Genomic DNA, 23,471 nt, shown 5'->3' with positions numbered 1-23,471 from the left:
TTCGTTCGAACTTCTCCAGCGTCGATCCTACAGGCCGGCGATGAGTGCCTCGGCCTGGGCATGCGTCGCGGAGAACGGGTCCTTGAGGGCGACCGCGCGCCCGGATTCGTCGTTGAGCCGCAGATGCACCCAGTCGACGGTGTAGTCGCGCCGGGCGTCGTGGGCGGCACGGATGAACGCGCCGCGGACCGCTGCCCGCGTCGTCTCGGGCGGTTCGTCCTTCGCCCGCGTGACCGCCTCCGCGGGGACGAGGCTCTTCGCCAGTCCCGCCGCCTCGAGTCTGGGGAAGAGTCCCGTGCCCGGGGTGATGTCGTGGTAGGCGATGTCGAGGCGCTGGATCTGCGCGTCGCCGATCCCGATCCCGCCGCGGGCCATCGCCCGGTCGATGAGCGCCTTCTTCATCACCCAGTCGATCTCCGTGTCGACGGACGAGAAGTCCTGGGTCTCGACGGCGCCGAGCATCCGCGTCCACAGGTCGATGACGTAGGCGGCGAGGTCGTCGTCGCCGAGGCTGTGGTCCCCGGTCTCAACGAGGTGGGCCGCCCGGTCACGATAGTCACCGAGGAGTCCCAAGGGCGTCGTCACCGTCCCGTCGGTGCGCTCGAGCCGGGAACGGCCGGTGAGGTCGCGGGCGATGACCCGGATGTCGCGCACAGGGTGGCGCAGACCGTGGTCGGGGATCCGCGCCCCCTGCTCGATGAGGTCGAGCATGAGAACGGCGGAGCCGAGTTTGAGCGCCGAGGTGGCCGTCGACATCGAGGAGTCGCCGACGATGACGTGGAGCCTGCGGTACTTCTCCGCATCGGCGTGGGGTTCGTCGCGGGCGTTGATGATCGGCCGCGACCGGGTCGTCGCCGAGGACAGCCCCTCCCACATGACGTCGGAGCGAGCGGAGAGGCCGAAGGTGAGCTCGCCGCGGTCGGCGTCCTCATCGGGGCTGAGACTCGAGGTCCGCGGGATGATCGCGCCCGCCCCGACGAGGAGCTGCCGGGTGACGAGGAAGGGCAGGAGGACGGTCGTGAGCCGGTTGAAGTCGAGCCCGCGGCGGATGAGGAAGTTCTCGTGGGAGCCGTAGGAGTTGCCCGCGGCGTCCGTGTTGTTCTTGACCATGTGGATCCGCCCGGACAGGCCGTCGGTGTCCATGCTCGCCTGCGCCTTCTCAAGCAGGTCGATCATGTGGGCCTCCCCCGCCCGATCCTGGGCGAGGAGATCGCCGAGGCTGTCGCATTCGGCCGTTGCGTACTCCGGGTGGGAGCCGACGTCGAGGTAGAGGCGCGACCCGTTGGGCAGGAAGACGTTCGACGAACGCCCCCATTCGACGACGGGGCGGAAGAGGTAGCGGGCGATCTCCTCGGGACCGATGCGCTTGTGGTCCTCCCCCGGCGTGTGGGCGAGGCCGTACTCGGTCTCGAGTCCGTAGATCCGCGCCATCAGGCCCTCCGGAGCTCGGCGACCGCGGCATCGGAGAGCCTGCGGAACTTCCGGTGCCCGGCGACCTCGCGGTCGAGGACGGCGGCTTCGAGGTCGTCGACGGCAAGCGGTCCCGTCGTCGTCGCGGCCAGCGCGTCGATGCCGAGCCCGAGGACGTCGGGCAGCGGCTTCCGGCTCGTGACCACTCCGCGCAGCCGCTCGGTGATCGCATCGGCCTGCCCGCCGATCGCCACGTGCTCGGTCTCGTCGATGACCGAACCGTCGTAGGTGATCCGGTAGAGCTGGTCGTCGGCCGGGGTGTGGCCGAGTTCGGCGACGACGAGTTCGACCTCGAAGGGCTTCGACTCGGTGGTGAAGACGCCGGCGAGCGTCTGCGCGTACGCGTTCGTCAGTCCCCTGGCGGTGACGTCGCTGCGGTCGTAGGAGTATCCGCGCAGGTCGGCGTAGCGGACGCCCGCCTGGCGCAGGGTCTCGAACTCGTTGTACTTGCCGACGGCGGCGAAGCCGATGCGGTCGTAGATCTCGGCGATCTTGTGCAGCGTCGGCGAGGGGTTCTCGGCGAGGAGGAGGATGCCCGTCTCGAAGCGGAGCACGACGACGGAGCGGCCGCGGGCGATGCCCTTGCGGGCGAAGTCCGCCCGATCCTTCATCAGCTGTTCGGGCGAGACGTAGAACGGGGCCTGGGTCATGACTGCGCCTTCCGCGTCCGCTCGGCGACCACCTCGGTGGCGGTGGCGAGCACCTGGGCTGCCGGGATCTGCGTGACCCCGGTGCCGAGTTCGACGGTGAAGACCGTCGGGGCGATGGCCCGGACGAAGTCGGGTCCTCCCGTCGCCGAGTCGTCGTCGGCGGCGTCGAAGAGCGCTTCGACGGCGACGGCGATCGCCGCTTCGGTCTCGAGCGCCGGTTCCCACAGCTTCTTCAGCGCTCCGCGGGCGAAGCCGGAGCCCGAGCCGATCGCATGGAAGCGGTGCTCCTCGTACTTGCCGCCGGTGACGTCGAAGCTGAAGATCTGCCCGTCGGGCCGGGACTCGTCGACGCCGGCGAACATCGGCACGACGGAGAGTCCCTGCATCGCCAGGCCGAGGTTGCCGCGCAGCATCGCGGCGAGCCGGTTGGCCTTGCCGCCGAGGGAGAGGCGCGCGTCCTCGATCTTCTCGTAGTGTTCGAGTTCGAGCTGGAAGAGCCGGATGAGGTCGAGGGCGACACCGGCGGTCCCGGCGATGCCGATGACCGAGAAGTCGTCGGCGGGCCGCACCTTCTCCATCGCATGGGAGGCGATGAGGTTGCCGATCGTCGCCCTCCGGTCACCGGCCATGAGGATGCCGGATGCGGTGCGGAAGCAGATGATCGTCGTGCCCTCGGGCACCTCCGCACCGTGGTCCGCGCCGTTCCACCGGGGCAGGGCCTCGGGGGCAAGGTCACGCAGGAGGTCGGTCAGGGAGTTGCTCGTCGAGGAGAGGTACGCAGGAGGAAACCCTGCCATCTCATTGCCCGCCCTTCTGGACGAAGTTGCGGACGAACTCCTCGGCGTTGGATTCGAGGACGCTGTCGATCTCGTCGAGGATCGAATCGACGTTCTCGGTGTTGATCTGCGCGGACACGGCCTGCGGCGGATCTTCCGGGGGCTCGTCCCCGCCGGCGGAGTGGTCCTTGTTGATCTGCTCGTTCGAACTCATCACAGCCTTCTCTCTTGCGTCTTCGCGCTCAGTCTAGTCACTCCGAGACGACGGAGCAGGGTGGGTGCGTCGTCGACTCCCGCCAGCCGCTCCTCGAGCAGCGCACGGGTGCCCTTGCGCGGTTCACTCATCGGCAGGCGCACAAGCCCGTATTCGCCAGCGTCGAGGACGAGGGAGTCCCAGCTCGCGGCGACGAGGGAGGCGGAGAACCGGGTGACCGCGAGCGAGCGGAGGTAGGCGCGGGTCCCCTCGGGCGGGGTGACGACGGCGGCTTCGACCTCGGCGTCCGTGGTCAGCCGCGTGATCCGCCCGGCCCTTTCGAGTTTGTGGAAGAGGCCCTTCTCGGGCCGGACGTCGTGGTACTGGACGTCGATGAGGCCGAGCTTCGGATGGTCCCACTCCAGGCCCTCCCGCTGCCGGTAGCCCTCGAGGAGGACCCATTTGGCGACCCAGTCGATCGAGTCGGCAAGCGACTTCGGGTCGGCGGCGAGCCCGTCGAGGAAGCGGCGCCATTCGGCGAGCACCTCGGCGGTCTCCGGGTCGTCGTCGGCGTGCTCGCTGCACGCGGCGAAGTAGAGCTCCTGGATCTCCAGGGCGCTCAGGCTGGTCCCGTCGGCAAGCGGCAGCCGTGCGCTCAGGGTGAGGTCCCTGCTGACGTCCCAGAGCGACTGGAGGGGGTCGGCGAGTTCGAGGCGGGGGGCGAGTCCCTGCTCGATGAGGCCGAGGACGAGCGCGGTGCTGCCGAAGCGGACGAGGGTGGCGGGTTCGGCCAGCGTGGCGTCGCCGATGATGACGTGGAGCCGGCGGTACTTCTCCGGGTCGGCGTGGGGTTCGTCACGGGTGTTGACGATGGGCCGGCGCAGGGTCGTCTCGAGCCCGACCTGGGCTTCGAAGAAGTCCGCGCGCGAGGAGATCTGGTAGCCCGGCGTCTCCCCTTCGCGTCCGAGCCCGACCCGGCCGGAGCCGCAGAGGATCTGGCGGGTGACGAAGAACGGGATGAGTCCGGCGACGAGGTCGTCGAAGTCGACGGCGCGGTCGACGAGGTAGTTCTCGTGTGTGCCGTACGACGCGCCCTTCGAGTCGGTGTTGTTCTTGTAGAGATTGACCGGAGCGGCCGAGCGCTCGAGCCGGCGCACCGAGTCGAGGGCGACAAGATCGCCCGCGCGGTCGTAGGTGACGAGGTCGCGCGGGGTGAGCACCTCCGGGGAGGAGTACTCGGGGTGGGCGTGGTCGACGTAGTAGCGCGCGCCGTTCTCGGTGACGACGTTGGCCAGGTATTCGGCTTCGACCGCCTCGGCGGGCAGGTGCGTGAGCTGGGAGGCGTCGGCATCGGCGACGTTCATGAGGAACCCGCGGGCGTCGGCGAGCGGTGACTCGGTCTCGAAGTCCCAGAAGCTCTGCGAGGACTTCAGTCCTCGCGGGCCCGCATAGGCGTCGACGACACGCGCCGAGTCCCGCATCGGATTGGCCCCCGGATTGCCCGGCTGGCTCAGCCCGAACTCCGTCTCCGATCCCATCACCCGGTGCACGGTGACCATGTCCACTCCTCCAAACGTCTAGACTCGCCTACGTGGCAGCGAAGAAATCCCATCTCCCCATCGCCCTCGTCGTCGACCTCGTGCTCGTCGTCCTCTTCACCATCATCGGTCATTACACGCACTCCGGGAATCTCGATCCCCAGGGGCTGCTCACGACCGCGTGGCCGTTCCTCGCCGGTCTCGGCGTCGCGTGGGTGCTCACCGCGGTCTGGGACCGCCCCCTGTCCCCGCTCCACTCGGGCACCGGCATCTGGGCGATCACCGTCCTCGTCGGCCTCCTCCTGCGCGGTCTCACCGGGGCCGGCGGGGATCCCGGGTCGGTTCCGGTGAGCTTCATGGTCGTCGCCTCCGTCCTCAACCTCATCACCCTCGTCGGCTGGAGGATCATCGCCACCGCCGTCGCCGGGGGAAGCCGCACCCGCCGCTAGAACAGGACGCCAGCGACCGGGCGACCCGGTCAGAGCAGACGAGCGGCTCAGAGCAGGTCGGAGTCCGGCGTCGCCTCGGCGATCTCGGACTCGAGCGCCGGGGCTCCCCGGGTGGTGTCGAGGTGCATCATCCGCAGGTGCGTGACCCTCTCCCCCTTGCGCCCGGAGATCCGCGCCCACTCGTCGGGGTTCGTCGTGTTGGGCAGGTCCTCGTGCTCGCTGAACTCCTCGGCGATCGCCTCGGCGAAGTGCTCCGGATGGAGTCCGCGCTCCCCCGTCTCGAGCAGCGATTTGATCGCTCCCTTCTTCGCCCGGTCGACGATGTTGTGGATCATCGCCCCGGACGCGAAGTCGGAGAAGTGGAGGACCTCTCGGGACCCGTCGGCATAGGTCGCCTCGACGAACTCGTTCTCCGGAGTCGCGGCGTACATCCGCTCGACGCAGAAGTCGATGAGCGCGGTCACCGCAGGCTCCGGGCCGCCGTGTTCGGCGACGAGCGCGGGATGCAGCGGCAGCTCCGCGGTGAGGTACTTCCCGAAGATGTCGCGGGCGGCCTCGGCGTCCGGACGTTCGATGCGGATCTTCACATCGAGGCGACCGGGACGCAGGATCGCGGGATCGATGAGGTCCTCGCGGTTGGAGGCGCCGATGACGATGACGTTGTCGAGCTGTTCGACGCCGTCGATCTCGGTGAGCAGCTGCGGAACGATCGTCGTCTCGACGTCGGAGGACTTGCCCGTGCCGCGGGTGCGGAAGAGCGACTCCATCTCGTCGAAGAAGACGACGACCGGGAACCCGGCGGAGGCCTTCTCGCGGGCGCGGGCGAAGATCAGGCGCAGCTGCCGCTCCGTCTCACCGACGTACTTGTCGAGCAGCTCGGGGCCCTTGATGTTGAGGAAGTACGTCCGTCTGGCCTGCGCGGCCGTGGTCCTCTCCGCCAGCGAGTTCGCCACGGCCTTGGCGATGAGCGTCTTGCCGCAGCCGGGAGGACCGTAGAGGAGGATCCCCTTGGGCGGCTTGAGACCGTGCTCGGTGTAGAGCTGCGGATGTTCGAAGGGCAGTTCGACGGCGTCCTGGATCTGACCGATCTGGTCGGCGAGACCGCCGATGTCGGAGTACGTGATGTCCGGGACCTCTTCGAGCAGGAGCGAGGAGACCTCGGGCTTCTCGACGACCTCGAGCGCGTAGTGGGTGCGGGAGTCGACGACGACGGCATCGCCGAGGCGCAGGCCGGAGTCGATGAGCTCCTGGGTGAGCACGTAGACCTGCTCGTCATCACCCGGAGCGCCGACGAGGATGCGGGTGTCCTCGACGAACTCACGGACGGTGACGACGCTGCCGACCGCGGCGAAGTCCCCGGTGCCGATGATGACGAGGCCTTCGGAGAGGAGGACATCGGAGCCGGGGGTCAGGTGCTTCGCCTCGACCTCGGGTCCGACGGCCAGGCGCATGCGCCGGCCGCCGACGATGACGTCGCCGGTGAGTCCGTCGGATGCCAGCGCCACGAGGGTGCCCCAGCTGTTCGGCGGCTCGGTCAGCCGCCGGGCCTCCTCCTTGATCCTCCCGAGCTCCTCCCTGGCGGTGCGCAGGGTCGTCGAGAGGGCCTCATTGCGCTTGCCCGCACTGTAAAGCTGCTGGCGCAGCGAAGCGGTGTCCTCGCGCAGCTTCCTCACCTCAGGGGTGGACGTCTCGGTCATCGCTCCTCCTCCTTGTGCTCCAGTCGCCTGCCGGCCTCGCGCATCACCCGCCGCAGCTTCTTCCCCGTGGCCACCCGGGTGCCGATGGCCGTCTCCGTCACCTCGCCGCCGGTCCAGGCGTCGACGTCGGCGGGTGAGGCCGGCGCCCCCTGCGGGCGCTTCTTCTTCTCCAGTGGCGCACTGCCCGGGGCCATCCGGCGGGCGATGACGAGGAATCCGGTGTGGGCGATCATCCGATGGTCTGGGCGCACGGCGAGTCCGTCGACGTGCCAGCCGCGGACCATCGACTCCATCGCGTTGGGCTCGCTGAAGCACCCCGATGCACGCACGGCCTCGACGAAGCGCGAGAGCTGGGGGACGGTGGCGACATAGGCGACGACAGCGCCGCCCGGTGCCAGCGCCGTGCTCACGGACTCGAGCACCGTCCACGGGGTGAGCATGTCGAGGACGACGCGGTCGACGGTGCCGGGGGCGAACTCCTCGGGCAGCCGCTCGGCGAGATCGCCGACGGACACCGCCCAGTTCTCCGGTCGGCCATCGAAGAAGTCGGCGATGTTGCCCGCCGCGATCTCCGCGAACTCCTCCCTGAGCTCGAACGAGTGGACGCGGCCCTCCGGCCCGACGGCGCGCAGCAGGGCGATCGATAGGGCGCCTGAGCCGACGCCCGCCTCGACGACGGTGGCTCCCGGGCGGATGTCGCCGAGGGTGACGATGAGACCCGAATCCTTCGGGTAGACGACTGCGGCGCCGCGGGGCATCGAGAGGACGAAGTCCTCGTAGAAGGGACGGAAGACCTGGAAGTCGACTCCGCCCGAGTTCGTCACCACGATGCCCTCGGGACGGCCGATGATCTCGTCGTGGCCGATGAGGCCCTTGTGCGTGTGGAACACCTCGCCCGCGGCGAGCACGATGGTGTGCATCCGGCCCTTGGGATCGGTGAGCTGGATCTTCTCCCCCGCCCGGAGCACGGCTGCGGCGGGGATCGTCTCTGGCTGCGTCATGATGCTTCTACTCTACGCTGGTGAGGTGTGCCTTACGCACACCGGTTCAGGCTGCGAGAAGCTCGTCGAAGAACTCCTGCAGATCGATCACGCCGATGAGCGTGTTGCCGTCCATGACCAGGCAGAACTGCGCTTTGGGACGGTGGGTGAGGGACTCGAGGAGGTGCGGGGCGGTGATGTCCTTGGGCACCCCGATCCATCCGGCAAGGGGACGTGCCACGTCGCCGGCGGGGATCCGCGCCGAGGATTCGGCCAGTCGCCCTGCCGCGGCGTGGCGGTCGACGAGGCCGTAGGGCAGGCCCTTCTGGTCGAGGACGACGATGAGTGTGCGCTCCTTCGCGTTCCCCAGCGTGTTCGCGTAGTCGAGCGTGTCGGCGAGATCGGCGTCCCACGTCGCGGCGATCGCCGGCTGGATGACCTGGGAGAGGTCATAGGTCTCCATCTTCCGCGCCCGCTTGGCATGGGTGGCGGCATCGCCTGCGGAGAACCACAGCATGATCGCGATGAGCGACATCCACGCGACATTGAGCGGATCGGGCCGCTGACCGGCGAGCAGCGGGGTGATGACCGACCAGCCGATGAACCCGGCGGCGATGATCCGTCCCACCCAGCTCGCGACGATGGTGCCGAGGTACTGGGAACCGGTGATCCGCCACATCAGCGCCTGCAGCGCCCAGCCGCCGTCGAGCGGGATGCCCGGCAGCAGATTGATCGCGCCGAGGGCGACGTTGGCGAAGGTGACGGCGATGAGGAGCAGCCACGGCACCGAGGACGGGGTGACCGCGCTCAGGCACCACCAGCCGAGCAGGGCGAGGACGATGTTGACGATGGGGCCGACGATGGAGATGACGAAGCTCGTCATCGCCGCCTTGTCCCGCGGGTTGTCGACCTGGGGTTCGAAGCGGGTGAACCCGCCCCAGATGTTCAGCTCGATCGCTGCGACCTTCTGCCCGTAGAACTGCCCGGCCACGCCGTGGGCGAGCTCGTGGAGGAACACCGAGGCGAAGAGGAGAACGGCGTAGGCGAACGCCACCGCCCACGACCAGATGCCGAGGTCGGGGCGGACGGTGAGCACCCAGGGGGCGAAGAGGATGGTGATGACGATCGCCGCGAGGAACCACGACCAGGCCAGGATCACCGGGGCACCGAGGACGGTGCCGAGGCGCAGACCGGAGGAGGCACCGGTCTGGTGGTTCTTCACGGCCATCGCAGGACATCCTCAGATCGGTTGGGGTCGGGACTACTCAGCCTAACAGCGACAGGTGGCTTCACCATGTCAGACGCGTCGTGTCCGCTCAACTCGGCGCCCATGTCAGACCCCCTGGCTAGAGTGGTCCCATGGCCGAGCTCACCAGTCTCTCACCGTCCCGCGCGAACGACTTCGTCCAGTGCCCCCTGAAGTTCCGATTCCGCACCATCGACAGACTCCCCGAACCGCCCTCACAGGCGGCATTCAAGGGCACGCTCGTCCATTCGGTGCTCGAGCAGCTCTTCGCCCTGCCCGCCGCCGACCGGACCGAGGAGGCGGCTGCGGCGATGCTCCGCCCGAGCTGGGAGGCGCTCATCGAGAAGCACCCCGACGTCCTCGAACTCTTCGCCCACGAGGGCGAGAGGGAGACGTTCCTCACATCGGCGCGTTCCCTCATCGGCGCGTACTTCACCCTCGAATTCCCCGAACACCTCGAACCGGAGTCGACGGAGAAGTACGTGACGACGACGCTCGACTCTGGGCTCGAGCTGCGCGGGTTCATCGACCGGGTCGACGTCGCCCCCGGCGGGGAGAAGCGACTCGTCGACTACAAGACGGGCAGACAGCCGAAACCGCAGTACGGACGGGAGGCGAAGTTCCAGATGGGCTTCTACGCCCTCGTCGAGTACCGGCTCACCGGCGAGCTGGTCCACACGCTCCAGCTCATGTACCTCGGTTCGCGCAGCGTCCTCAAGTCGCATCCGACGATGGCCGACATCGAGGGCAGCGAGTTCGAGATCGATGCGATCTGGAAGGACATCGTCGCCTCCGCCGAGTCCGACCGTTGGCGTCCGCGCAAGTCCCCGCTGTGCAACTGGTGCTCGTTCAAGCCGCTCTGCCCGGCGTGGGGCAATGAGGCTCCGCCGACCCCGGAGATCACGCGGATAGTCGGGATGTGACCGTGCGCAGGTCGTCGACGCCGCGTCCGGCCAGGCTCGGCCAGAGCGTCGTCCCCGGCGCCGGGTCGAGGTCGACGAGGTGCGGGATGCCGACGGCGATCGTCCCCGCCGCCTCCGCGCTGGCCAGGCCCGGACGGGAGTCCTCGAGAGCAACGCACTCGGACGGGTCGACCCCGAGCAGGGCGGCGCCTGCGAGGTAGGGCTCCGGGTCGGGTTTGCCGGCGGCCACGTCGTCGCCGGCGACGAGGCCTGCGAAGCTGCCGGGCGGGCACGCGGCGATGACCGCCTCGGCGAGGCTGCGGTAGGACATCGTCACCATCACGCACGGGATGCCCGCCTCCCGCAGCTCCTCGAGCAGCTCGAGGGCGCCGGGACGGAACGGCACGCTCCGGCGGATGCGCGCGATGACGCCGTCGAGCAGGGTCTCGACGATGACGGGGGCGGGCAGGTCGAGACCCGCGTCTCGCATCATCGATGCCGAGGTGAGGAGGTCGTTGCCGACGAACTCGAGTCCCTGCTCCTCGCTCCACGGCAGTCCGTGGGCGGCCATGAGCTCGGTCTCGGCCGCGATCCAGAAGGGCTCGGTGTCGACCAGGGTTCCGTCCATGTCCCAGAGGACTGCGGCAGGGTTCGTCATGGTTCCAGCGTAATCTGGTCGCATGACATTTCTCCCATCAGGTCACGGTGCGCTCGTCTTCATCGCGTTCGAGGGACAGGATGCCGACGCCTCGGAGGCCGCGAGCTCTCTGGTCAAGGACCTCATCGACGCCTGGGCGCTCGACGACAGCGAGATCCTCGACACCGACGGCTTCTACGAGTTCCGCTTCTCCGAGCCCGAGATCGAACGCGACGAGACGGGCAGGGCGACCATCGCGTGGCCCGGCGTCGAGGTCCACCGCGGAGAGCATGCAGGCACCCCGGTGACCGTCATCCACGGGCACGAACCCGGGCTCAAATGGCGGGAGTTCCTCTCCCTCATCCTCGCCGAGGTCGGTGAGGACGATTCCGTCGTCCTCCTCGGCGGACTCCACGCAGAGGTCCCGCACACCCGTCCCTTCCCTGTCGTCGCGAACACCGAGGACCCGGAACTCGCCGCCGAGCTCGGGATCGAGATCAACAGCTACTCCGGTCCCATCGGCATCCTCGGGCTCCTCGGGGTGGCGTGCTCATGGCGCGGGCTCAAGTCGATCAACCTCTGGGTCGGCGTGCCCGACTACTTGAGCGACTCGCCGTCGCCGAAGGCGGAACTCGCTCTCGTCCGCGCCGTCGAACGGACCACGGGAGTCGAGATCGACATCCCGATCCTCGAGGAGGAGAGCCGGGCCTGGGAGCTCGGCGCCGATGAGGTGGTCTCCGCGAATCCGCAGCTGAGCGATCTCGTCAAGGAGCTCGAGGAGCGCATCGACGCCACCGAGCTGCCCGAGGCCAGCGGCGAAGCGATCGCCGCGGAGTTCGAACGCTACCTGCGCGGACGCGGCCGGGACAGGTAGGCGGCCGGGACCGGCAGCACGCGGTCTCAGTCGCGCAGGCGGATCCCGAGGAGGGAGTCGACGGCGTCGGCGACGCGGTCGCCGCTCACCGGTCCGGCATCCCCTGCCGGCGAGTCCGCGTAGTGCTCGGCCCATTCGTCGAGGATCCCGAGCGCCCGCGGGCTGTCGAGGTCGTCGGCGAGGGCTTCGCGCAGCAGTGCGATGATGTGTCCGCGCAGGCCCTCCCGGCATTCGGCCTCGCGGTCTGCGGCATGTCGCCATGCAGCGAGCCGCTTCTCCGCCGCCTCGAGCAGCTCGGGGGTGAACATCCAGTCGCTGCGGTAGTGGTTGGACAGGAGCACCGTGCGGATGACCATGGGGTCGACGCCCTCGGCGAGCAGCTGGGAGACGAGGACGAGGTTGCCCTTCGACTTGCTCATCTTCTCGCCCTGGTAGCCGACCATGCCCGTGTGCATGTAGGTCTTCGCGAGCGGACGGTGGAGCCATGCCGCACTGTGCGCGGCCCCCATCTCGTGGTGGGGGAAGACGAGGTCGCTGCCCCCGCCCTGGACGTCGACGGGCAGTCCGGCCTTCTCCTCGGCGATGACCGTGCACTCGATGTGCCAGCCGGGTCGGCCCGGTCCGAGGCTGCCCCCGTCCCAGGACGGTTCGCCGTCACGCGCGGCCCGCCACAGCAGCGGGTCGAGCGGGTTCTCCTTGCCCGGGGTCTCCGGATCTCCGCCGCGTTCGGCCGACAGCCGCAGCATCGTCGCCTTGTCGTCGTGGCTGACGCTGCCGAAGGGCGGCTGGACCGGGGTGGCGACCCGGTAGTAGACGTCGCCGGTCTCGAGCGTGTACGCCGCTCCGGCCTCGATGAGCGCCGCGACCGCCTCGGCGATCTGCGGGATCGATTCGACGACGCCGACATAGTCCTGCGGCGGGACGACGCGCAGCGCCTCCATGTCGTCGCGGAAGAGCTGGATCTGGGAGTCGGCGAGTTCGCGCCAGTCGACGCCGGTGGCTTCCGCGCGTTCGAGGAGGGGGTCGTCGACGTCAGTGGTGTTCTGGACGTAGACGACGTCGAGTCCGGCGTCGCGCCACACCCGACCGAGCAGATCGAAGGCGACGTAGGTGGCCGCATGCCCGAGGTGGGTCGCATCGTAGGGGGTGATCCCGCAGACGTAGAGGGTCGCCGTCCCGTCCTTGCCGGTGAGCTTCCGAGGACTGCGCGCCCCCGTGTCGAAGACCGTGGGCAGGATGCCGGGGGTGGACAGAGAGGGCAGTTCGGGAGCGGACCAAGACTTCACGCAGACCAGCCTAACCGAGAGGCCGGGATTCGAGCATTTCCTAGATCGGGGGCCACGGGATGACCGTGCGATCCCCCGGAGGCTCGGGGAAGGCGCCGGCCTCGGTGAGAGCCACGGCGCGGTCAGTGAGGGCGCTGATCTCCGCGGGAGCCAGGCACTCGCCGAGGCTCTCAGCGAGCTCGTCGGGCATGGCGGAGACGGCCTGCAGGGCCGCCGTCTCCGCGGCATCGAACGCTTCGCCCGCGAAGCCCCAGAGGACGGTGCGCAGCTTCTCGTCGGTGTGGAAGCTCAGTCCGTTGTCGATGCCGTAGGTGCTCTCGGCGTCGGGGTCGCCGGGCAGGGTGCTGCCGGTGATGATGTGTCCGGCCTTGCGGTCCGCGTTGCCGACGAGGAGGTCGAAGAAGGCGATGCGCCGCAGCCCCGCGCCGAGGCTGTGGGAGAGGACGAGGTCGCGTCCCTCCTCGGTGCGCAGAGCGAACATCGGCACGTACCCGTCGGGGATCTCGGCCACCCCGGTCAGTGCCACGGGGTCGTCGTCTCCGGCGTCCTCGACGTAGGCCTGCAGCGAGCCGGGTCCCGCCGGGAGGTCGGTGCGCAGGACGGTCGGGGGGACGACGCCGAGGTCGAGATGCCGGCTCAGTCGGTAGGACGCGACCTCCCGCAGCCCGAGCGTCCCGCGGGGGAAGTCCCGCAGCGGCCGCTCCCCCGACATCGGCTTGTAGACGGCTTTGAGTGTGTGCTCCCCGGATTCGACGACGACGAGGGAGGTGGCATTGCTCGCCCGTGGGATGTCGCCCATGAGCGTCGACTCGCCCTGGGTGAGAGCGGTCTCGATGAGGTCGCGGGTCATCCTCCGCGCTTCAGGCTCGGGCCACGCCGTTGGCGCGCGGGCAGAGGTGTCCCTCCGGCTCGAGCGGCAGCGAGCAGAACGGGCAGTCGCCGCGCCCGGCGGAGACGACCTGTTCGGCGCGGCGGGCGAACTCGCGGGCTCCGGCCGCGTCGAGGACGGTGCGCAGGACGTCGCGCTCGACCGCGTCGTCGTCGGGGTCGGCCGAGGTTCCCGCCTGCGCGTCCTCCTCGGTGAGTTCGAAGCATTCGACGACGAGTTCGTGGGCGACGGTGTCCCAGCCGAGGCTCATCGTCCCGACCCGGAACTCCGGGTCGATGGGGACGTTGAGACCGGCGTTGTCGATCCGGTCATCGATCGCCGTCTGCGGGACGCGGGCGGCGGGGTCCTTGATCATCACCATGTCGAGGAGCTCGGTGATGCGGTCGGCGAGGATCTCCACCTGCTCCTTCTCGACGATCACGGTCGTCAGCGCGGACCCGGACTTCGCCTGGAGGAGGAAGGTCCGCTCCCCCGGCAGACCGACCGTGCCGACGACGAAGCGATCAGGGGTGGGGTGATCGTAGAGTGAGGCCATGCCGTCTAGGGTAATTCAAAGCCGTCCTGCTCCCTCAACCCTAGGCTTCTCTCTCCCGCCTGGGATACATTTGAGTCATGAGCACAGATCCTCGTGAGGCCCTGGACGCATTCCTCGAAGCGGTGAGGGAGCACTTCGCCGCATCCGCGCACCGCAACGGAGACCAAGACCCTCGCGTCGAAGCCGCCTACATGGCACTCGCCGACGCCTTCGAGATCTACGAAGACGCCATCTACACCGCGTATGACGAGGTCACCCCCTTCGAGCTCTTCGACGATGTCGAGGATGCGAAGGCCGACGACGTTGAGGACGAGGTCGACTCCCGGAGGTGAGCCGCTCAGGAGATCTGCTCGAGCACCTCGGCGATCTCCGGGGCGAGGGCGACGTCGCTGTCAAGGATCTGCGCGAGCTGCTCGGGGGTGCGTGCTGAGACGAGCGTCGAGGCAATCCCGCGGTCGCGGTTGAAGGCCAGGGCGATGTCGGTCGTGCTCACGCCGAGCGCCCCCGCCGCCCGACGCACCCCGGCAAGCACCTTCGCCGACCGGTCGTCGAGGTAGGCGGAGACGTAGTCGGAGAGCTCCCCGGCCAGACGGGAGTCCTGCGGGGTCGCCCGCTGATACTTGTCCGTGAGCACGCCGCGCCCGAGGCCGGCTCCAGCGATGATCCCCACTCCCGCGTAGTCGGCGGCGGGGACGAGGTCGGCGTCGGCATCGCGGTTGAGCAGCGAGTACTCGGTGAGAGCACAGGCGATCGGAATGCCCGCACCCCGCATCTCTGCGAGCTGCCAGCCCGTGTGGTGGGAGACGCCGACGTAGCGGACGGTGCCGAGGGTGAGCAGGGTGTCGATCGCCGAGGCGGTCTCGGAGCGGTCGACCTCTTCGTCGAAGACGTCGAGGACGAGGATGTCGAGGTGGTCGCGCCCCGTGGTCTCGAGCAGCCGACGCACCTGGTCGAGGATGCGGGCGCGCCCGAGGCCGAGCTCGATGTGGGAGGACTCACTGACCGAGACTCCGACCCGGCCGGCGAGCACGAGGTCATCGGGCAGGGTGAGCTGTCCGAGCACGGCGGCGGCGTGGAGGCCGGAGCTGGGGAGTTCGAGGAGATTCCCGCCCGCGGCGGCGAAGTCGTCGACGAGGCGCTGCGCCCCGTCCGCATCGACCCGGTGTCCCCATTCGAATGTGCCGAGGCCCACATCGCTGACGTCGAGACCGGTCGTGCCGAGGCGGTTGTGCTTCATGATTCTTGAGGTTACCCGATTCGCCGACTACCGTGGTCACGTTCCCCCACCCCCTTCTCAAGGAGACCCATGTACGACTGGCTCGTGGCCGCCGTGCTCGGAATCGTCCAGGCACTCACGGAATTCCTTCCGATCTCGTCGTCGGCGCACGTGCGCATCGTCGGGGAATGGCTGCTCCCGGGTCAGGACCCGGGCGCCTTCTTCACGGCGATCATCCAGATCGGCACGGAGGCCGCCGTCGTCGTCTACTTCTGGCACGACATCGTCTCCATCATCACCAAGTGGTGCAAGGCGCTGGTCGGCCGACACGATCGCAAGGACCCCGAGGTGCGGCTGGGCTGGCTCATCATCATCGGCTCGATCCCCATCGTCGTCATCGGCCTCCTCTTCGAGGACTACATCGAAGGCGCCTTCCGGAGCCTGTGGATCACGGCGACGATGCTCATCGTCTTCGGCCTCATCATCGGCTTCGCCGACTGGGTGGGCAAGAAGCAGTACACCCTCGAAGACATGACGTGGGGGCAGGGCATCGTCTACGGTCTCGCGCAGGCACTCGCCGTCATCCCCGGCGTCTCCCGCTCCGGCGGGACGATCATGGCCGGTCGCTTCATGGGCTTCGAACGCCCGGCCGCCGCCCGCTATTCGTTCCTCCTCGCGATCCCCGCCGTCCTCGGTTCGGGCTTCTACGGGATCTACAAGAGCCTCGGGGCCAACGACATGGTCCTCGGCTGGGGACCGACGATCCTCGCGACCGTCATCTCGTTCGGGCTCGGCCTCGTCGTCATCCACTGGTTCCTCGGCTACATCAAGACCCGGTCGTTCGCGATCTTCGTGTGGTACCGGGTGGCGCTCGGCATCCTTATCTACATCCTGCTCGCCACGAACGTCCTCCAGCCGCTCTGAGGCTCACGCGAGTCCACCGCCGCCGGGCACTCCTGACACGGAGAGCCCGGCGGCGGTGATCGACATCGCCGTCATCACCGGCACGCGTCCCGTGTAGTCGATGACGGTGAACGACCCGGGGGCCACCGACAGCCGCTGGAAGTCGTCGAGGGGCATGCCGAGCGCATCGGCGATGATCGCCTTGATGATGTCGCCGTGAGAGACGACCATCGCCCATTCGCGGAGGTCGCCGCCGTCCTTCCCAGCGTCTCCCCCGCCGCCGTCCTTCCCAGCCTCTTCGGCGCTCGCCTGCGCGGCCTCGCGCTTCGCCTCCTCGACAGCACGGAGTTCGGCGACGAGCCCGGCGACGCCGGCCACCGCACGATCTGCCGCCTCGGCGATCGACTCCCCACCGGGGAAGCGCATCTGCGAGGCCCGCTGCGCCACGGTCTCCCACTCGGGGGTGGTGACGAGATCCTCGAGGCGGCGCCCCGTCCAGTCGCCGTAGTCGAGTTCGATGAAGTCCTCGGCCACCTCCGTCGTCCCGAATCCGGCGAAGCGTGAGGCGATCGCCGCCGTCTCCGCGCACCGCGTGAGCGGGGAATGGAGGAGGCGGGAGAAGTCGCTGCGCGGAAGCATCCGCAGTGTGTCCTCGAGAGCGCGGACTCCGTCCTCGGTCAGTGACACGCCGGGGGCGCGTCCGGCCAGTATCCCTGCCGTGTTCGCGCTCGAGAGTCCGTGCCTGAGGAGGACGATGACGGGCATACGATCCAGACTAGCCCACATCGTCTACAGTGGGCCTATGAAACGTCAGCGCCCGAGAATGACCTACGAGTACAGGTCGGTCTCCTTCTCCAAGGACGTCCCGCGCTCCGTCACGCTGCAGGAGCTCAACGACCAGGCCGAGTACGGCCAGTGGGAGCTTGCGCGGACCAGGATCACCGCGGGCGGCACCCGCACCGTGTGGCTGCGGCGCAAGATCATGCCGCTGCCTGCCGCCGGTTGACCGCAGCCCGCGGTTCCTCGGGCTTGGCTGGGCCCGGGGCATCCTCCCTCCTCACGCTGCTCACAGCGGGGTTCGTCACGATCGTCGCCGGTGCGGCGATGTCGCTCCAGGGACGGGCGAACGGCCTGCTCGGCCCCGTCCTCGGTCACGCGGTCTTCGCCGCCCTCGTCTCCTTCGCCACCGGTCTCCTCATCGTCGGCGCCGTGCTCGTCTGCTCGCCACGGGCCCGGACCGGCACCGCCGTCCTCGTCCGTCTCGTGCGCTCCCGCAGGCAGCCGTGGTGGATGCTCCTCGGCGGACTCAGCGGGGCGCTCGTCGTCGTCGCACAGGCGACGACTGTGCCGATCATGGGCGTGGCGATGTTCACGATGGCCTTCGTCTCGGGGCAGGTCACCGGTGGACTCGTCGTCGACTCGACGAGGCTGCCGCCCGGTGGCCGACAGCGACCCACCCTGCTGCGCATCCTCGGCGTCCTCATCGTCCTGGCCGCCCTCGCCGTCGGCACCGAAGAGCGACTGGCGGGCGGAGTGCCGCTCTGGGCTCCCCTGCTGCCGTTCGCCTCGGGCACCCTCACCGCCGTCCAGCAGGCGTTCAACGGTCGGATCCGGGCCGTCTCCGGCTCGGCGCTCGTCGCGACCGCCACGAACTTCGCGACGGGGCTGCTCGCCCTCGTCCTCGCCACCGCCCTCGTCATGGCCGCAGGTGCACGGTGGACGGACTTCCCCACCGCACCGGGTCAGTGGTGGCTGCTCCTCGGCGGGGCGTTCGGGGTCGTCTTCATCGGGCTGACCTCACTCACGGTCGCCCGCCTCGGCGTGCTCCTGCTCAACCTCTTCTCGCTCTTCGGCAACCTGCTCGGGGCGATGCTCCTCGACGCCCTGCTGCCGCTGCCGGGCTCGCTCGTGAGCGTGACGACGGTGCTCAGCGCCGCAGGAGTGCTCGCGGGGATCGCGGTGACGATCACGCCTTCATCAGGAAGTCGCCGAGGACGCGGGTCCCGAACGTGAGGGCGTCGACGGGCACCCGCTCATCGACCCCGTGGAACATCGCGGGGAAGTCGAGGTCGCCGGTCAGGCGCAGCGGCGCGAAGCCGTAGCCGGCGATGCCGAGCTCGGACAGCGACTTGTTGTCGGTGCCTCCGGAGAGCGTGTACGGCAGGATCGCCGCCTCGGGGTCGGCGCTGCGCAGGCTCGCCTGCATCTGCGCGACGAGGGGAACCTCGAACGGGGCTTCGAGAGCGGGACCCTCCTCGTTGACCTCGATGTCGATGCCCTCCCCCGCGAGCTCCTTGATCGTGAGCATGACGTCCTCGTGCTGACCGGGCAGCGTGCGGCAGTCGACGTAGCCGGTCGCAGTCCCGGGGATGACGTTGTGCTTGTAGCCGGCGTCGAGGTAGGTCGGGTTCGACGTGTTCTGCAGGGTCGGGGCGACGAACTTCTCGACCGAGCCCAGTTCGGCGAGCAGTTCACCGATCGTCTCTGCGGTGAAGGGGATGCCGGTCATCTCGGAGACGCCTTCGAGCAGCTGTCGGGTCGCGATCGGGATCTCCTGCGGCCACTCGTGTTCGCCGATGCGCGCGATCGCCGCGGCGAGACGGGTGACGGGGTTGTCGTCGTTGCGCTGCGACCCGTGCCCGGCGGAGCCGTGGGCGATGAGGTTGAGCCAGGCGAGGCCCTTCTCCGCGGTCTGGATGAGGTAGACCCGCTGACCGCGGATGTCGACGGAGTAGCCGCCGACCTCGGAGACCGCCTCGGTGGCACCGCGGAAGAACTCGGGATGGTTGCGCACGACGTACCGGGCACCGTACTCACCGCCGGCCTCCTCGTCGGCGAAGAACGCGACGATGATGTCACGGCGCGGGGTCAGACCCTGGCGGACCATGTCACGCACGGAGGCGATGATCATCGCGTCCATGTCCTTCATGTCCACGGCGCCGCGGCCCCAGAGGAGCCCGTCCTTGATGGTGCCGGCGAAGGGGTCGACGCTCCAGTCCTCGGCGGCGGCCGGGACGACGTCGGTGTGACCGTGGACGACGAGCGCGGGAGCGGTCGCATCGGCACCGGGGATGCGCGTGACGAGGGACGCCCGGCCGGGAGCGGATTCGACGATCGTCGAGTCCAGCCCCACCTCGGCGAACCAGGACTCGATGAGCTCGGCGGCCGGCCGTTCGGGGTTGGCCTTGTTCCCGCCCCAGTTCTGCGTGTCGATGCGGATGAGCTGCTGGCACAGGGAGGTCACCTCGGCCTCGGCGGTGCTGAAGTCGAACACTGTCGATCCCCTTCGTTGCGGCGTGCTGGACAGGATCCACGTTATCCCACACGCGACCGGACGCGAGGACCGGGTGCCGAGGACCGGGTGCGTGAGGACCGACAGTCCTGTGAATCACGGAAGGCCCTCCCGGATCTCTCCGGAAGGGCCTTCTCTGTTGTGCGCGAAGGGGGACTTGAACCCCCACGTCCGATAAGTTGGACACTAGCACCTCAAGCTAGCGCGTCTACCAATTCCGCCACCCGCGCTGGCAACAGGAATTACTCTACACGCCATCTCCGGCGACGCAAAATCGAATCGGCACTATGTGAGCGACCCCACATGACGAGGCCCCTGACCACGGGGTTCATGCCGTCGTCAGGGGCACGTCATGGGGCGTTCACCGGCGGGCTCACCGGTGCCGGTCACCGACGGGCTCGCCGGTGCCGGTCAGCCCTCGATCGCCTCGACGGAGGAGAGGACGTGCGGCTTGCCCTTGGCCGGGTCGAAGACCGCGAACCGGGCGCTCTCGTGCCGGTGGCCTGCGGTGAAGGCGAACCCGACCGTCGAGGGCAGGAGGATCGGCTTGGCGAACGAGACGTCCCACCGGTAGGCATCGAGCCTCGGGTCGGCGACCGCGAGTGCCCGGGATGCCGTGTACATGCCGTGGGCGATGACGCGGGGGAACCCGAAGCCGCGGGCGGCGAGCCCGTTGAGGTGGATCGGGTTGTAGTCCCCGGAGGCCTTCGCGTAGCGCTGTCCGATGATCGGGTCGAGCCGCCACAGCGCGGTCGGCCGCGGAGCGACGAAGTCCTCGCGCTCGGGCTGCTCCTGGGGTTTCGCCCCGTCGAGGTGCTTGCCCTTCGCGAGGTACGTCGTCGTCTCCGTCACGGCGAGTTCGCCGTCGACCGAGGCGCGCATGACGACGTCGATCGTCGTGCCCGCCGGGTGGGTGAAGGGTCCGGCGAGGGAGACGTTGAGGTCGACGACGTCACCGATGCGCACCGGCCGGTGGACGTCCGTCCGGTTGCGCACATGGACCATGCCCACCAGCGGCAGCGGCACCGCCGGGTCGGCGAGGAGCTGCATGCTCAGCGGGAACGCGAGGATGTGGAGGTAGCCGGGGTGGACGGTGTCGGTCAGCGGCGCTTCGACGACCCGGGTGAACCCGGCGTACGCGGTCGCCTCGAGGGCGACGCTGCGCCCGATCTCCCGGTCCGGGAGTGAGGCGCCCGGCTGCGGACCGAACGGCAGGGCCTTGACGAGGGCCTTCGCATAGACGGGAAGCATGCTCATCACGCACCCACCATGTTCTGACCGCACACCCGCAGGGTCTGTCCGTTGATCCCGCGCGCCGAGGCCGAGGCGAGGAACGCGATGGTCTCGGCGACGTCGACGGGCAGTCCGCCCTGCTGGAGGCTCGAGAGGCGACGGGCGACCTGACGGGTGAGCGCGGGCATCGCCGCAGTCATGTCGGTCTCGATGAACCCGGGGGCGACCGCATTGGCCGTGCCCCCGAGTGCCGCGAAGTCCCTCGCCGAGGCGGCCGTGAGTCCGATGACCCCGGCCTTCGACGTCGCGTAGTTCGTCTGCCCGCGGTTGCCCGCGATCCCCGAGGTCGAGGCCAGGGAGACGACCTGCGCCCCCTCGGCGAAGCGGCCCTCATCGAGCAGGCGGGCGTTGATCCGCGCCTGGGAGGCGATATTGACGGCGATGACGGAATCCCACCGGGAGGCGTCCATGTTCGCCAGCAGCTTGTCCCGGGTGATCCCCGCATTGTGGACGAGGATGTCGACGCGACCCCCGGCCGCCTCGGCGATGGCGTCGGCGGCACCGTCTGCGGTGATGTCGAGCTGCAGGGACTTCCCGCCGACGGCGTTGATCACCTGCGCCAGGGCCTGCCCGGCCTGGGGCATGTCGACGCCGATGATGTGGGCGCCGTCGCGGGCGAGGACACGGGCCACCTCGGCGCCGATGCCGCGGGCGGCACCGGTGACCACGGCCGTGCGCCCCGCCAGAGGGCCGTCCGTGCCGGTGGCGAGGAACTGCGCATCGGTGGCCGCGGTACCGGCACCGGATCCGACGGTGAGGAACTGCCCATCGACGTACGCGGACTTGCCCGAGAGGAGGAACCACAGGGCGGCGGTGACCGAAGGGGCGTCGATGCCGACGCCGGGTCCGAGCAGGATGCCGTTGGCCGTCGCACCCCGGCGCATCTCATGGGCGAGCGACCGGGTGAAGCCGGTCAGCCCCTGCGCGGTCGCGGCGAGCTGCGGGTCCTGCTCGTCCGGGTCGAGGGCCGGTGAGATCGTGACGACCCGGCCGCACTTCGCCAGCGAACGCAGCGCGCCGCCGACGGCGAGGACGGTCTCCGAGAGCCCCTCGGGGGTCGCTGCCTCGTCGAGGACGGCGATGATCGCCCGCAGCGATTCGCCCGCTACCGCGTGCCTGCGGACCTCGAAGCCGTTGTCGAGGAGCAGGTCGGCGATCGTCTGTGCTCCTGAGCCCGGACCGAGCACGAGCACGGGCTTGCGCCGGTACGACTCCGGAGTGGAGTCGAAGCGCTGGAGTTCGACGGGCTGGGGCAGCCCGAGGGTCTTGGCGACCTTGCCGAGCGGTCCGCTCATGAGGTCGAGGTAGGTGTCCTTCATGCTGCCTCCACGATCGCGGTGAGTCCCTGTCCGCCTGCGGCGCAGATCGAGACGAGGGAGCGCTTCTTTCCGGTGAGCTTGAGGTACTTCGCCGTCGTCGCGATGATGCGCCCGCCGGTGGCGGCGAAGGGGTGCCCGGCGGCGAGCGACGAGCCGAGCGGGTTGAGCTTCGTCCTGTCGATCGTGCCGAAGGGTCCGTCGAGGCCGAGCTTCTCGCGGCTGAACTCCTCGGACTCCCAGGCCGCGAGGTGGCAGAGGACGGTCGAGGCGAAGGCCTCGTGGATCTCGAAGACATCGAAGTCCTCGAACGTGAGCCCGTTGCGCGCGAGCAGGCGGGGCACCGCGTAGGCCGGGGCCATGAGGAGGCCCTCGGCGCCGTCGACGAAGTCCACGGCGGCGGCCTCGGCGTCGACGATCCGGGCCAGCGGGGTGAAGCCGTGGTCGGCGGCCCACTCCTCGCTGCCGAGCAGGACGGAGGCTGCGCCGTCGGTGAGCGGCGTCGAGTTGCCTGCGGTCATCGTCGCCGGCTCCGGCAGCCGCTTGCCGAAGACCGGGGAGAGCTTCGCGAGGGACTCGAGGCTCGAGTCGGCCCGGAGGTTCGTGTCCCGGCTCACCCCGAGGTAGGGGGTGACGAGGTCGTCGAAGAAGCCCTCGTCCCACGCGCGGGCAAGTCCCTGGTGGGAGGCCAGCGCGAGTTCGTCCTGCGCTTCCCGGCTGATCCCCCAGGCGGCGGTCGTGATCGCCTGGTGCTCACCCATGCTCAGGCCCGTCCGCGGCTCACCGGTCGACGGGGCCTGCGGAGCGAGGTAGGCGGGCCGGATCTGGGCGGCGATGCGCATCCGCTGGGTGAGCGTCTTAGCGCGGGAGAGTTCGAGGAGGATCTCGCGCAGCGAGTCCCCGACGACGATCGGGGCGTCGGAGGCGGAGTCGACGCCCGCGGCGATGCCGGACTCGATCTGTCCGGCGTTGATCTTGTTCGTCAGGCTCACGACGGTCTCGAGTCCGGTCGCACAGGCCTGGCCGATGTCGAAGGCCGGAGTCGTCGGGGACAGTGCCGATCCGAGCACGGCCTCACGGGTGAGGTTGAAGTCCTTCGAGTGCTTGAGCACGGCACCGCCGGCGACTTCGCCCATCGTCTCCCCGGCGAGGCCGAAGCGGGCGACGAGGCCGTCGATCGTCGAGGTGAGCATGTCGAGGTTGCTCGCCTTCGCGTACTGCTTGTTCGAGCGGGCGAAGGGGATGCGGTTGCCGCCGAGGATGACGGCGCGGTGGGTGGGAGCGGACATTGGCACCTCCGTTGAGTGGAATTAGCTGATACCGACAGTA

General features: G+C 69.2%; 25 protein-coding genes and 1 tRNA gene. 7 read left to right on the top strand and 19 right to left on the bottom strand.

Annotated features, from left to right (window positions below; translation table 11 throughout):
• Positions 1-27: 27 nt before the first annotated feature.
• From pafA to dop, 5 genes are read right to left on the bottom strand one after another with little or no spacing between them, the layout of a single operon-like run.
• Entirely contained in the window at positions 28-1,431 is a 1,404-nt protein-coding gene (gene pafA, locus EZE58_RS16240) for a Pup--protein ligase (RefSeq protein ID WP_063250913.1), read from the bottom strand.
• Positions 1,431-2,120, bottom strand: a complete 690-nt coding sequence (prcA, locus tag EZE58_RS16235; protein ID WP_063250912.1) for a proteasome subunit alpha — start codon at positions 2,118-2,120, stop codon at positions 1,431-1,433. The genes pafA and prcA overlap by 1 nt, the downstream gene beginning before the upstream one ends.
• A complete protein-coding gene (prcB, locus tag EZE58_RS16230; protein ID WP_009375810.1) occupies positions 2,117-2,917 on the bottom strand; it encodes a proteasome subunit beta in 801 nt (266 codons plus the stop codon). Before prcB ends, prcA begins: the two co-directional genes overlap by 4 nt.
• Position 2,918: 1 nt before the next feature.
• Positions 2,919-3,110 (bottom strand): ubiquitin-like protein Pup, encoded by a 192-nt coding sequence (locus tag EZE58_RS16225; protein WP_009375812.1) that lies wholly within the window; start codon positions 3,108-3,110, stop codon positions 2,919-2,921.
• On the bottom strand, positions 3,110-4,648 hold the full coding sequence (gene dop / locus EZE58_RS16220; protein WP_009375816.1) for a depupylase/deamidase Dop: 1,539 nt from the start codon (positions 4,646-4,648) through the stop codon (positions 3,110-3,112). Before dop ends, EZE58_RS16225 begins: the two co-directional genes overlap by 1 nt.
• A 32-nt stretch (positions 4,649-4,680) precedes the next feature.
• Between dop and EZE58_RS16215 the strand changes: the two genes are divergently transcribed.
• On the top strand, positions 4,681-5,076 hold the full coding sequence (locus EZE58_RS16215; protein ID WP_009375819.1) for a DUF3054 domain-containing protein: 396 nt from the start codon (positions 4,681-4,683) through the stop codon (positions 5,074-5,076).
• Between the two features lie 47 nt (positions 5,077-5,123).
• Here EZE58_RS16215 and arc read toward each other — a convergent pair whose 3' ends face one another.
• From arc to EZE58_RS16200, 3 genes are read right to left on the bottom strand one after another with little or no spacing between them, the layout of a single operon-like run.
• A complete protein-coding gene (gene arc, locus EZE58_RS16210; protein ID WP_167560922.1) occupies positions 5,124-6,773 on the bottom strand; it encodes a proteasome ATPase in 1,650 nt (549 codons plus the stop codon).
• Entirely contained in the window at positions 6,770-7,774 is a 1,005-nt protein-coding gene (locus tag EZE58_RS16205; protein WP_009375823.1) for a tRNA (adenine-N1)-methyltransferase, read from the bottom strand. Before EZE58_RS16205 ends, arc begins: the two co-directional genes overlap by 4 nt.
• A 46-nt stretch (positions 7,775-7,820) precedes the next feature.
• The gene (locus tag EZE58_RS16200) at positions 7,821-8,981 is read right to left on the bottom strand and encodes a site-2 protease family protein (protein ID WP_009375825.1); all 1,161 of its coding nucleotides are present in this window, start codon (positions 8,979-8,981) and stop codon (positions 7,821-7,823) included.
• 131 nt (positions 8,982-9,112) lie between these two features.
• Between EZE58_RS16200 and EZE58_RS16195 the strand changes: the two genes are divergently transcribed.
• Positions 9,113-9,922 (top strand): PD-(D/E)XK nuclease family protein, encoded by an 810-nt coding sequence (locus EZE58_RS16195; protein ID WP_167560918.1) that lies wholly within the window; start codon positions 9,113-9,115, stop codon positions 9,920-9,922.
• On the opposite strand, the gene EZE58_RS16190 is transcribed toward EZE58_RS16195, so the two are convergent.
• Complete coding sequence (locus EZE58_RS16190; RefSeq protein ID WP_009375829.1) at positions 9,900-10,559, bottom strand: HAD family phosphatase; 660 nt, start codon at positions 10,557-10,559, stop codon at positions 9,900-9,902. The two genes, EZE58_RS16195 and EZE58_RS16190, sit on opposite strands and share 23 nt — an antisense overlap.
• A 22-nt stretch (positions 10,560-10,581) precedes the next feature.
• Between EZE58_RS16190 and EZE58_RS16185 the strand changes: the two genes are divergently transcribed.
• Positions 10,582-11,412, top strand: a complete 831-nt coding sequence (locus EZE58_RS16185; RefSeq protein WP_009375831.1) for a PAC2 family protein — start codon at positions 10,582-10,584, stop codon at positions 11,410-11,412.
• Positions 11,413-11,438: 26 nt separating this feature from the next.
• Here EZE58_RS16185 and mshC read toward each other — a convergent pair whose 3' ends face one another.
• From mshC to EZE58_RS16170, 3 genes are read right to left on the bottom strand one after another with little or no spacing between them, the layout of a single operon-like run.
• Positions 11,439-12,698, bottom strand: a complete 1,260-nt coding sequence (gene mshC / locus EZE58_RS16180) for a cysteine--1-D-myo-inosityl 2-amino-2-deoxy-alpha-D-glucopyranoside ligase (RefSeq protein WP_009375833.1) — start codon at positions 12,696-12,698, stop codon at positions 11,439-11,441.
• Between the two features lie 40 nt (positions 12,699-12,738).
• Positions 12,739-13,548 carry an SCO1664 family protein gene (locus tag EZE58_RS16175; RefSeq protein WP_009375835.1) on the bottom strand — a complete coding sequence of 270 codons (810 nt, stop codon included), beginning with the start codon at positions 13,546-13,548 and terminating at the stop codon, positions 12,739-12,741.
• Positions 13,549-13,558: 10 nt separating this feature from the next.
• Positions 13,559-14,122, bottom strand: a complete 564-nt coding sequence (locus EZE58_RS16170; protein ID WP_009375837.1) for a DUF3090 domain-containing protein — start codon at positions 14,120-14,122, stop codon at positions 13,559-13,561.
• Positions 14,123-14,199: 77 nt separating this feature from the next.
• Here EZE58_RS16170 and EZE58_RS16165 point away from each other — a divergent pair, with 77 nt between their 5' ends.
• A complete protein-coding gene (locus EZE58_RS16165) occupies positions 14,200-14,454 on the top strand; it encodes a hypothetical protein (protein WP_063250909.1) in 255 nt (84 codons plus the stop codon).
• Between the two features lie 5 nt (positions 14,455-14,459).
• On the opposite strand, the gene EZE58_RS16160 is transcribed toward EZE58_RS16165, so the two are convergent.
• A complete protein-coding gene (locus EZE58_RS16160) occupies positions 14,460-15,359 on the bottom strand; it encodes an aldo/keto reductase (protein WP_009375843.1) in 900 nt (299 codons plus the stop codon).
• A 69-nt stretch (positions 15,360-15,428) separates the two neighbouring features.
• Here EZE58_RS16160 and EZE58_RS16155 point away from each other — a divergent pair, with 69 nt between their 5' ends.
• Positions 15,429-16,262 (top strand): undecaprenyl-diphosphate phosphatase, encoded by an 834-nt coding sequence (locus EZE58_RS16155; RefSeq protein ID WP_063250908.1) that lies wholly within the window; start codon positions 15,429-15,431, stop codon positions 16,260-16,262.
• Between the two features lie 3 nt (positions 16,263-16,265).
• On the opposite strand, the gene EZE58_RS16150 is transcribed toward EZE58_RS16155, so the two are convergent.
• Positions 16,266-17,006, bottom strand: coding sequence for a histidine phosphatase family protein (locus tag EZE58_RS16150; RefSeq protein ID WP_063250907.1), 741 nt, complete (start codon positions 17,004-17,006; stop codon positions 16,266-16,268).
• A 37-nt stretch (positions 17,007-17,043) separates the two neighbouring features.
• On the opposite strand from EZE58_RS16150, the gene EZE58_RS16145 reads away from it, so the two are divergent.
• Entirely contained in the window at positions 17,044-17,247 is a 204-nt protein-coding gene (locus tag EZE58_RS16145) for a DUF5703 family protein (RefSeq protein ID WP_176472425.1), read from the top strand.
• 23 nt (positions 17,248-17,270) lie between these two features.
• Positions 17,271-18,254 (top strand): DMT family transporter, encoded by a 984-nt coding sequence (locus tag EZE58_RS16140; RefSeq protein WP_231882274.1) that lies wholly within the window; start codon positions 17,271-17,273, stop codon positions 18,252-18,254.
• Here the strand turns inward: EZE58_RS16140 and EZE58_RS16135 are convergent.
• The 5 genes from EZE58_RS16135 to EZE58_RS16115 all read right to left on the bottom strand — a co-directional run bounded on the left by EZE58_RS16135 (position 18,208) and on the right by EZE58_RS16115 (position 23,431).
• Positions 18,208-19,515 carry a M20/M25/M40 family metallo-hydrolase gene (locus tag EZE58_RS16135; protein ID WP_009375853.1) on the bottom strand — a complete coding sequence of 436 codons (1,308 nt, stop codon included), beginning with the start codon at positions 19,513-19,515 and terminating at the stop codon, positions 18,208-18,210. The genes EZE58_RS16140 and EZE58_RS16135 overlap by 47 nt on opposite strands.
• A 160-nt stretch (positions 19,516-19,675) precedes the next feature.
• A tRNA-Leu gene (locus EZE58_RS16130) sits at positions 19,676-19,763 on the bottom strand.
• A 181-nt stretch (positions 19,764-19,944) separates the two neighbouring features.
• The gene (locus tag EZE58_RS16125; RefSeq protein ID WP_167560916.1) at positions 19,945-20,790 is read right to left on the bottom strand and encodes a MaoC/PaaZ C-terminal domain-containing protein; all 846 of its coding nucleotides are present in this window, start codon (positions 20,788-20,790) and stop codon (positions 19,945-19,947) included.
• Positions 20,790-22,145: a 3-oxoacyl-ACP reductase gene (locus EZE58_RS16120; protein ID WP_009375858.1), complete on the bottom strand. Its 1,356-nt coding sequence runs from the start codon at positions 22,143-22,145 to the stop codon at positions 20,790-20,792. Before EZE58_RS16120 ends, EZE58_RS16125 begins: the two co-directional genes overlap by 1 nt.
• Positions 22,142-23,431 (bottom strand): acetyl-CoA C-acetyltransferase, encoded by a 1,290-nt coding sequence (locus EZE58_RS16115; RefSeq protein ID WP_009375861.1) that lies wholly within the window; start codon positions 23,429-23,431, stop codon positions 22,142-22,144. The genes EZE58_RS16120 and EZE58_RS16115 overlap by 4 nt, the downstream gene beginning before the upstream one ends.
• Positions 23,432-23,471: the final 40 nt, after the last annotated feature.

It is taken from the genome of Brevibacterium sp. LS14, from assembly GCF_012027885.1.
Classification (GTDB): Bacteria; Actinomycetota; Actinomycetes; order Actinomycetales; family Brevibacteriaceae; genus Brevibacterium; species Brevibacterium casei.
The sequence above is the reverse complement of the archived record's forward strand: the minus strand, read 5'-3'. Positions and strand labels throughout refer to the sequence as shown.

What these genes read in the sequence shown, in the direction of transcription:
- pafA (WP_063250913.1), bottom strand. Translation starts at nt 1,431, where the DNA reads ATGGCGCGGATCTACGGACTCGAGACCGAGTACGGCCTCGCCCACACG.
- prcA (WP_063250912.1), bottom strand. Translation starts at nt 2,120, where the DNA reads ATGACCCAGGCCCCGTTCTACGTCTCGCCCGAACAGCTGATGAAGGAT.
- prcB (WP_009375810.1), bottom strand. Translation starts at nt 2,917, where the DNA reads ATGGCAGGGTTTCCTCCTGCGTACCTCTCCTCGACGAGCAACTCCCTG.
- EZE58_RS16225 (WP_009375812.1), bottom strand. Translation starts at nt 3,110, where the DNA reads ATGAGTTCGAACGAGCAGATCAACAAGGACCACTCCGCCGGCGGGGAC.
- dop (WP_009375816.1), bottom strand. Translation starts at nt 4,648, where the DNA reads ATGGTCACCGTGCACCGGGTGATGGGATCGGAGACGGAGTTCGGGCTG.
- arc (WP_167560922.1), bottom strand. Translation starts at nt 6,773, where the DNA reads ATGACCGAGACGTCCACCCCTGAGGTGAGGAAGCTGCGCGAGGACACC.
- EZE58_RS16205 (WP_009375823.1), bottom strand. Translation starts at nt 7,774, where the DNA reads ATGACGCAGCCAGAGACGATCCCCGCCGCAGCCGTGCTCCGGGCGGGG.
- EZE58_RS16200 (WP_009375825.1), bottom strand. Translation starts at nt 8,981, where the DNA reads ATGGCCGTGAAGAACCACCAGACCGGTGCCTCCTCCGGTCTGCGCCTC.
- EZE58_RS16195 (WP_167560918.1), top strand. Translation starts at nt 9,113, where the DNA reads ATGGCCGAGCTCACCAGTCTCTCACCGTCCCGCGCGAACGACTTCGTC.
- EZE58_RS16190 (WP_009375829.1), bottom strand. Translation starts at nt 10,559, where the DNA reads ATGACGAACCCTGCCGCAGTCCTCTGGGACATGGACGGAACCCTGGTC.
- EZE58_RS16185 (WP_009375831.1), top strand. Translation starts at nt 10,582, where the DNA reads ATGACATTTCTCCCATCAGGTCACGGTGCGCTCGTCTTCATCGCGTTC.
- EZE58_RS16175 (WP_009375835.1), bottom strand. Translation starts at nt 13,548, where the DNA reads ATGACCCGCGACCTCATCGAGACCGCTCTCACCCAGGGCGAGTCGACG.
- EZE58_RS16170 (WP_009375837.1), bottom strand. Translation starts at nt 14,122, where the DNA reads ATGGCCTCACTCTACGATCACCCCACCCCTGATCGCTTCGTCGTCGGC.
- EZE58_RS16165 (WP_063250909.1), top strand. Translation starts at nt 14,200, where the DNA reads ATGAGCACAGATCCTCGTGAGGCCCTGGACGCATTCCTCGAAGCGGTG.
- EZE58_RS16160 (WP_009375843.1), bottom strand. Translation starts at nt 15,359, where the DNA reads ATGAAGCACAACCGCCTCGGCACGACCGGTCTCGACGTCAGCGATGTG.
- EZE58_RS16155 (WP_063250908.1), top strand. Translation starts at nt 15,429, where the DNA reads ATGTACGACTGGCTCGTGGCCGCCGTGCTCGGAATCGTCCAGGCACTC.
- EZE58_RS16150 (WP_063250907.1), bottom strand. Translation starts at nt 17,006, where the DNA reads ATGCCCGTCATCGTCCTCCTCAGGCACGGACTCTCGAGCGCGAACACG.
- EZE58_RS16145 (WP_176472425.1), top strand. Translation starts at nt 17,044, where the DNA reads ATGAAACGTCAGCGCCCGAGAATGACCTACGAGTACAGGTCGGTCTCC.
- EZE58_RS16125 (WP_167560916.1), bottom strand. Translation starts at nt 20,790, where the DNA reads ATGAGCATGCTTCCCGTCTATGCGAAGGCCCTCGTCAAGGCCCTGCCG.
- EZE58_RS16120 (WP_009375858.1), bottom strand. Translation starts at nt 22,145, where the DNA reads ATGAAGGACACCTACCTCGACCTCATGAGCGGACCGCTCGGCAAGGTC.
- EZE58_RS16115 (WP_009375861.1), bottom strand. Translation starts at nt 23,431, where the DNA reads ATGTCCGCTCCCACCCACCGCGCCGTCATCCTCGGCGGCAACCGCATC.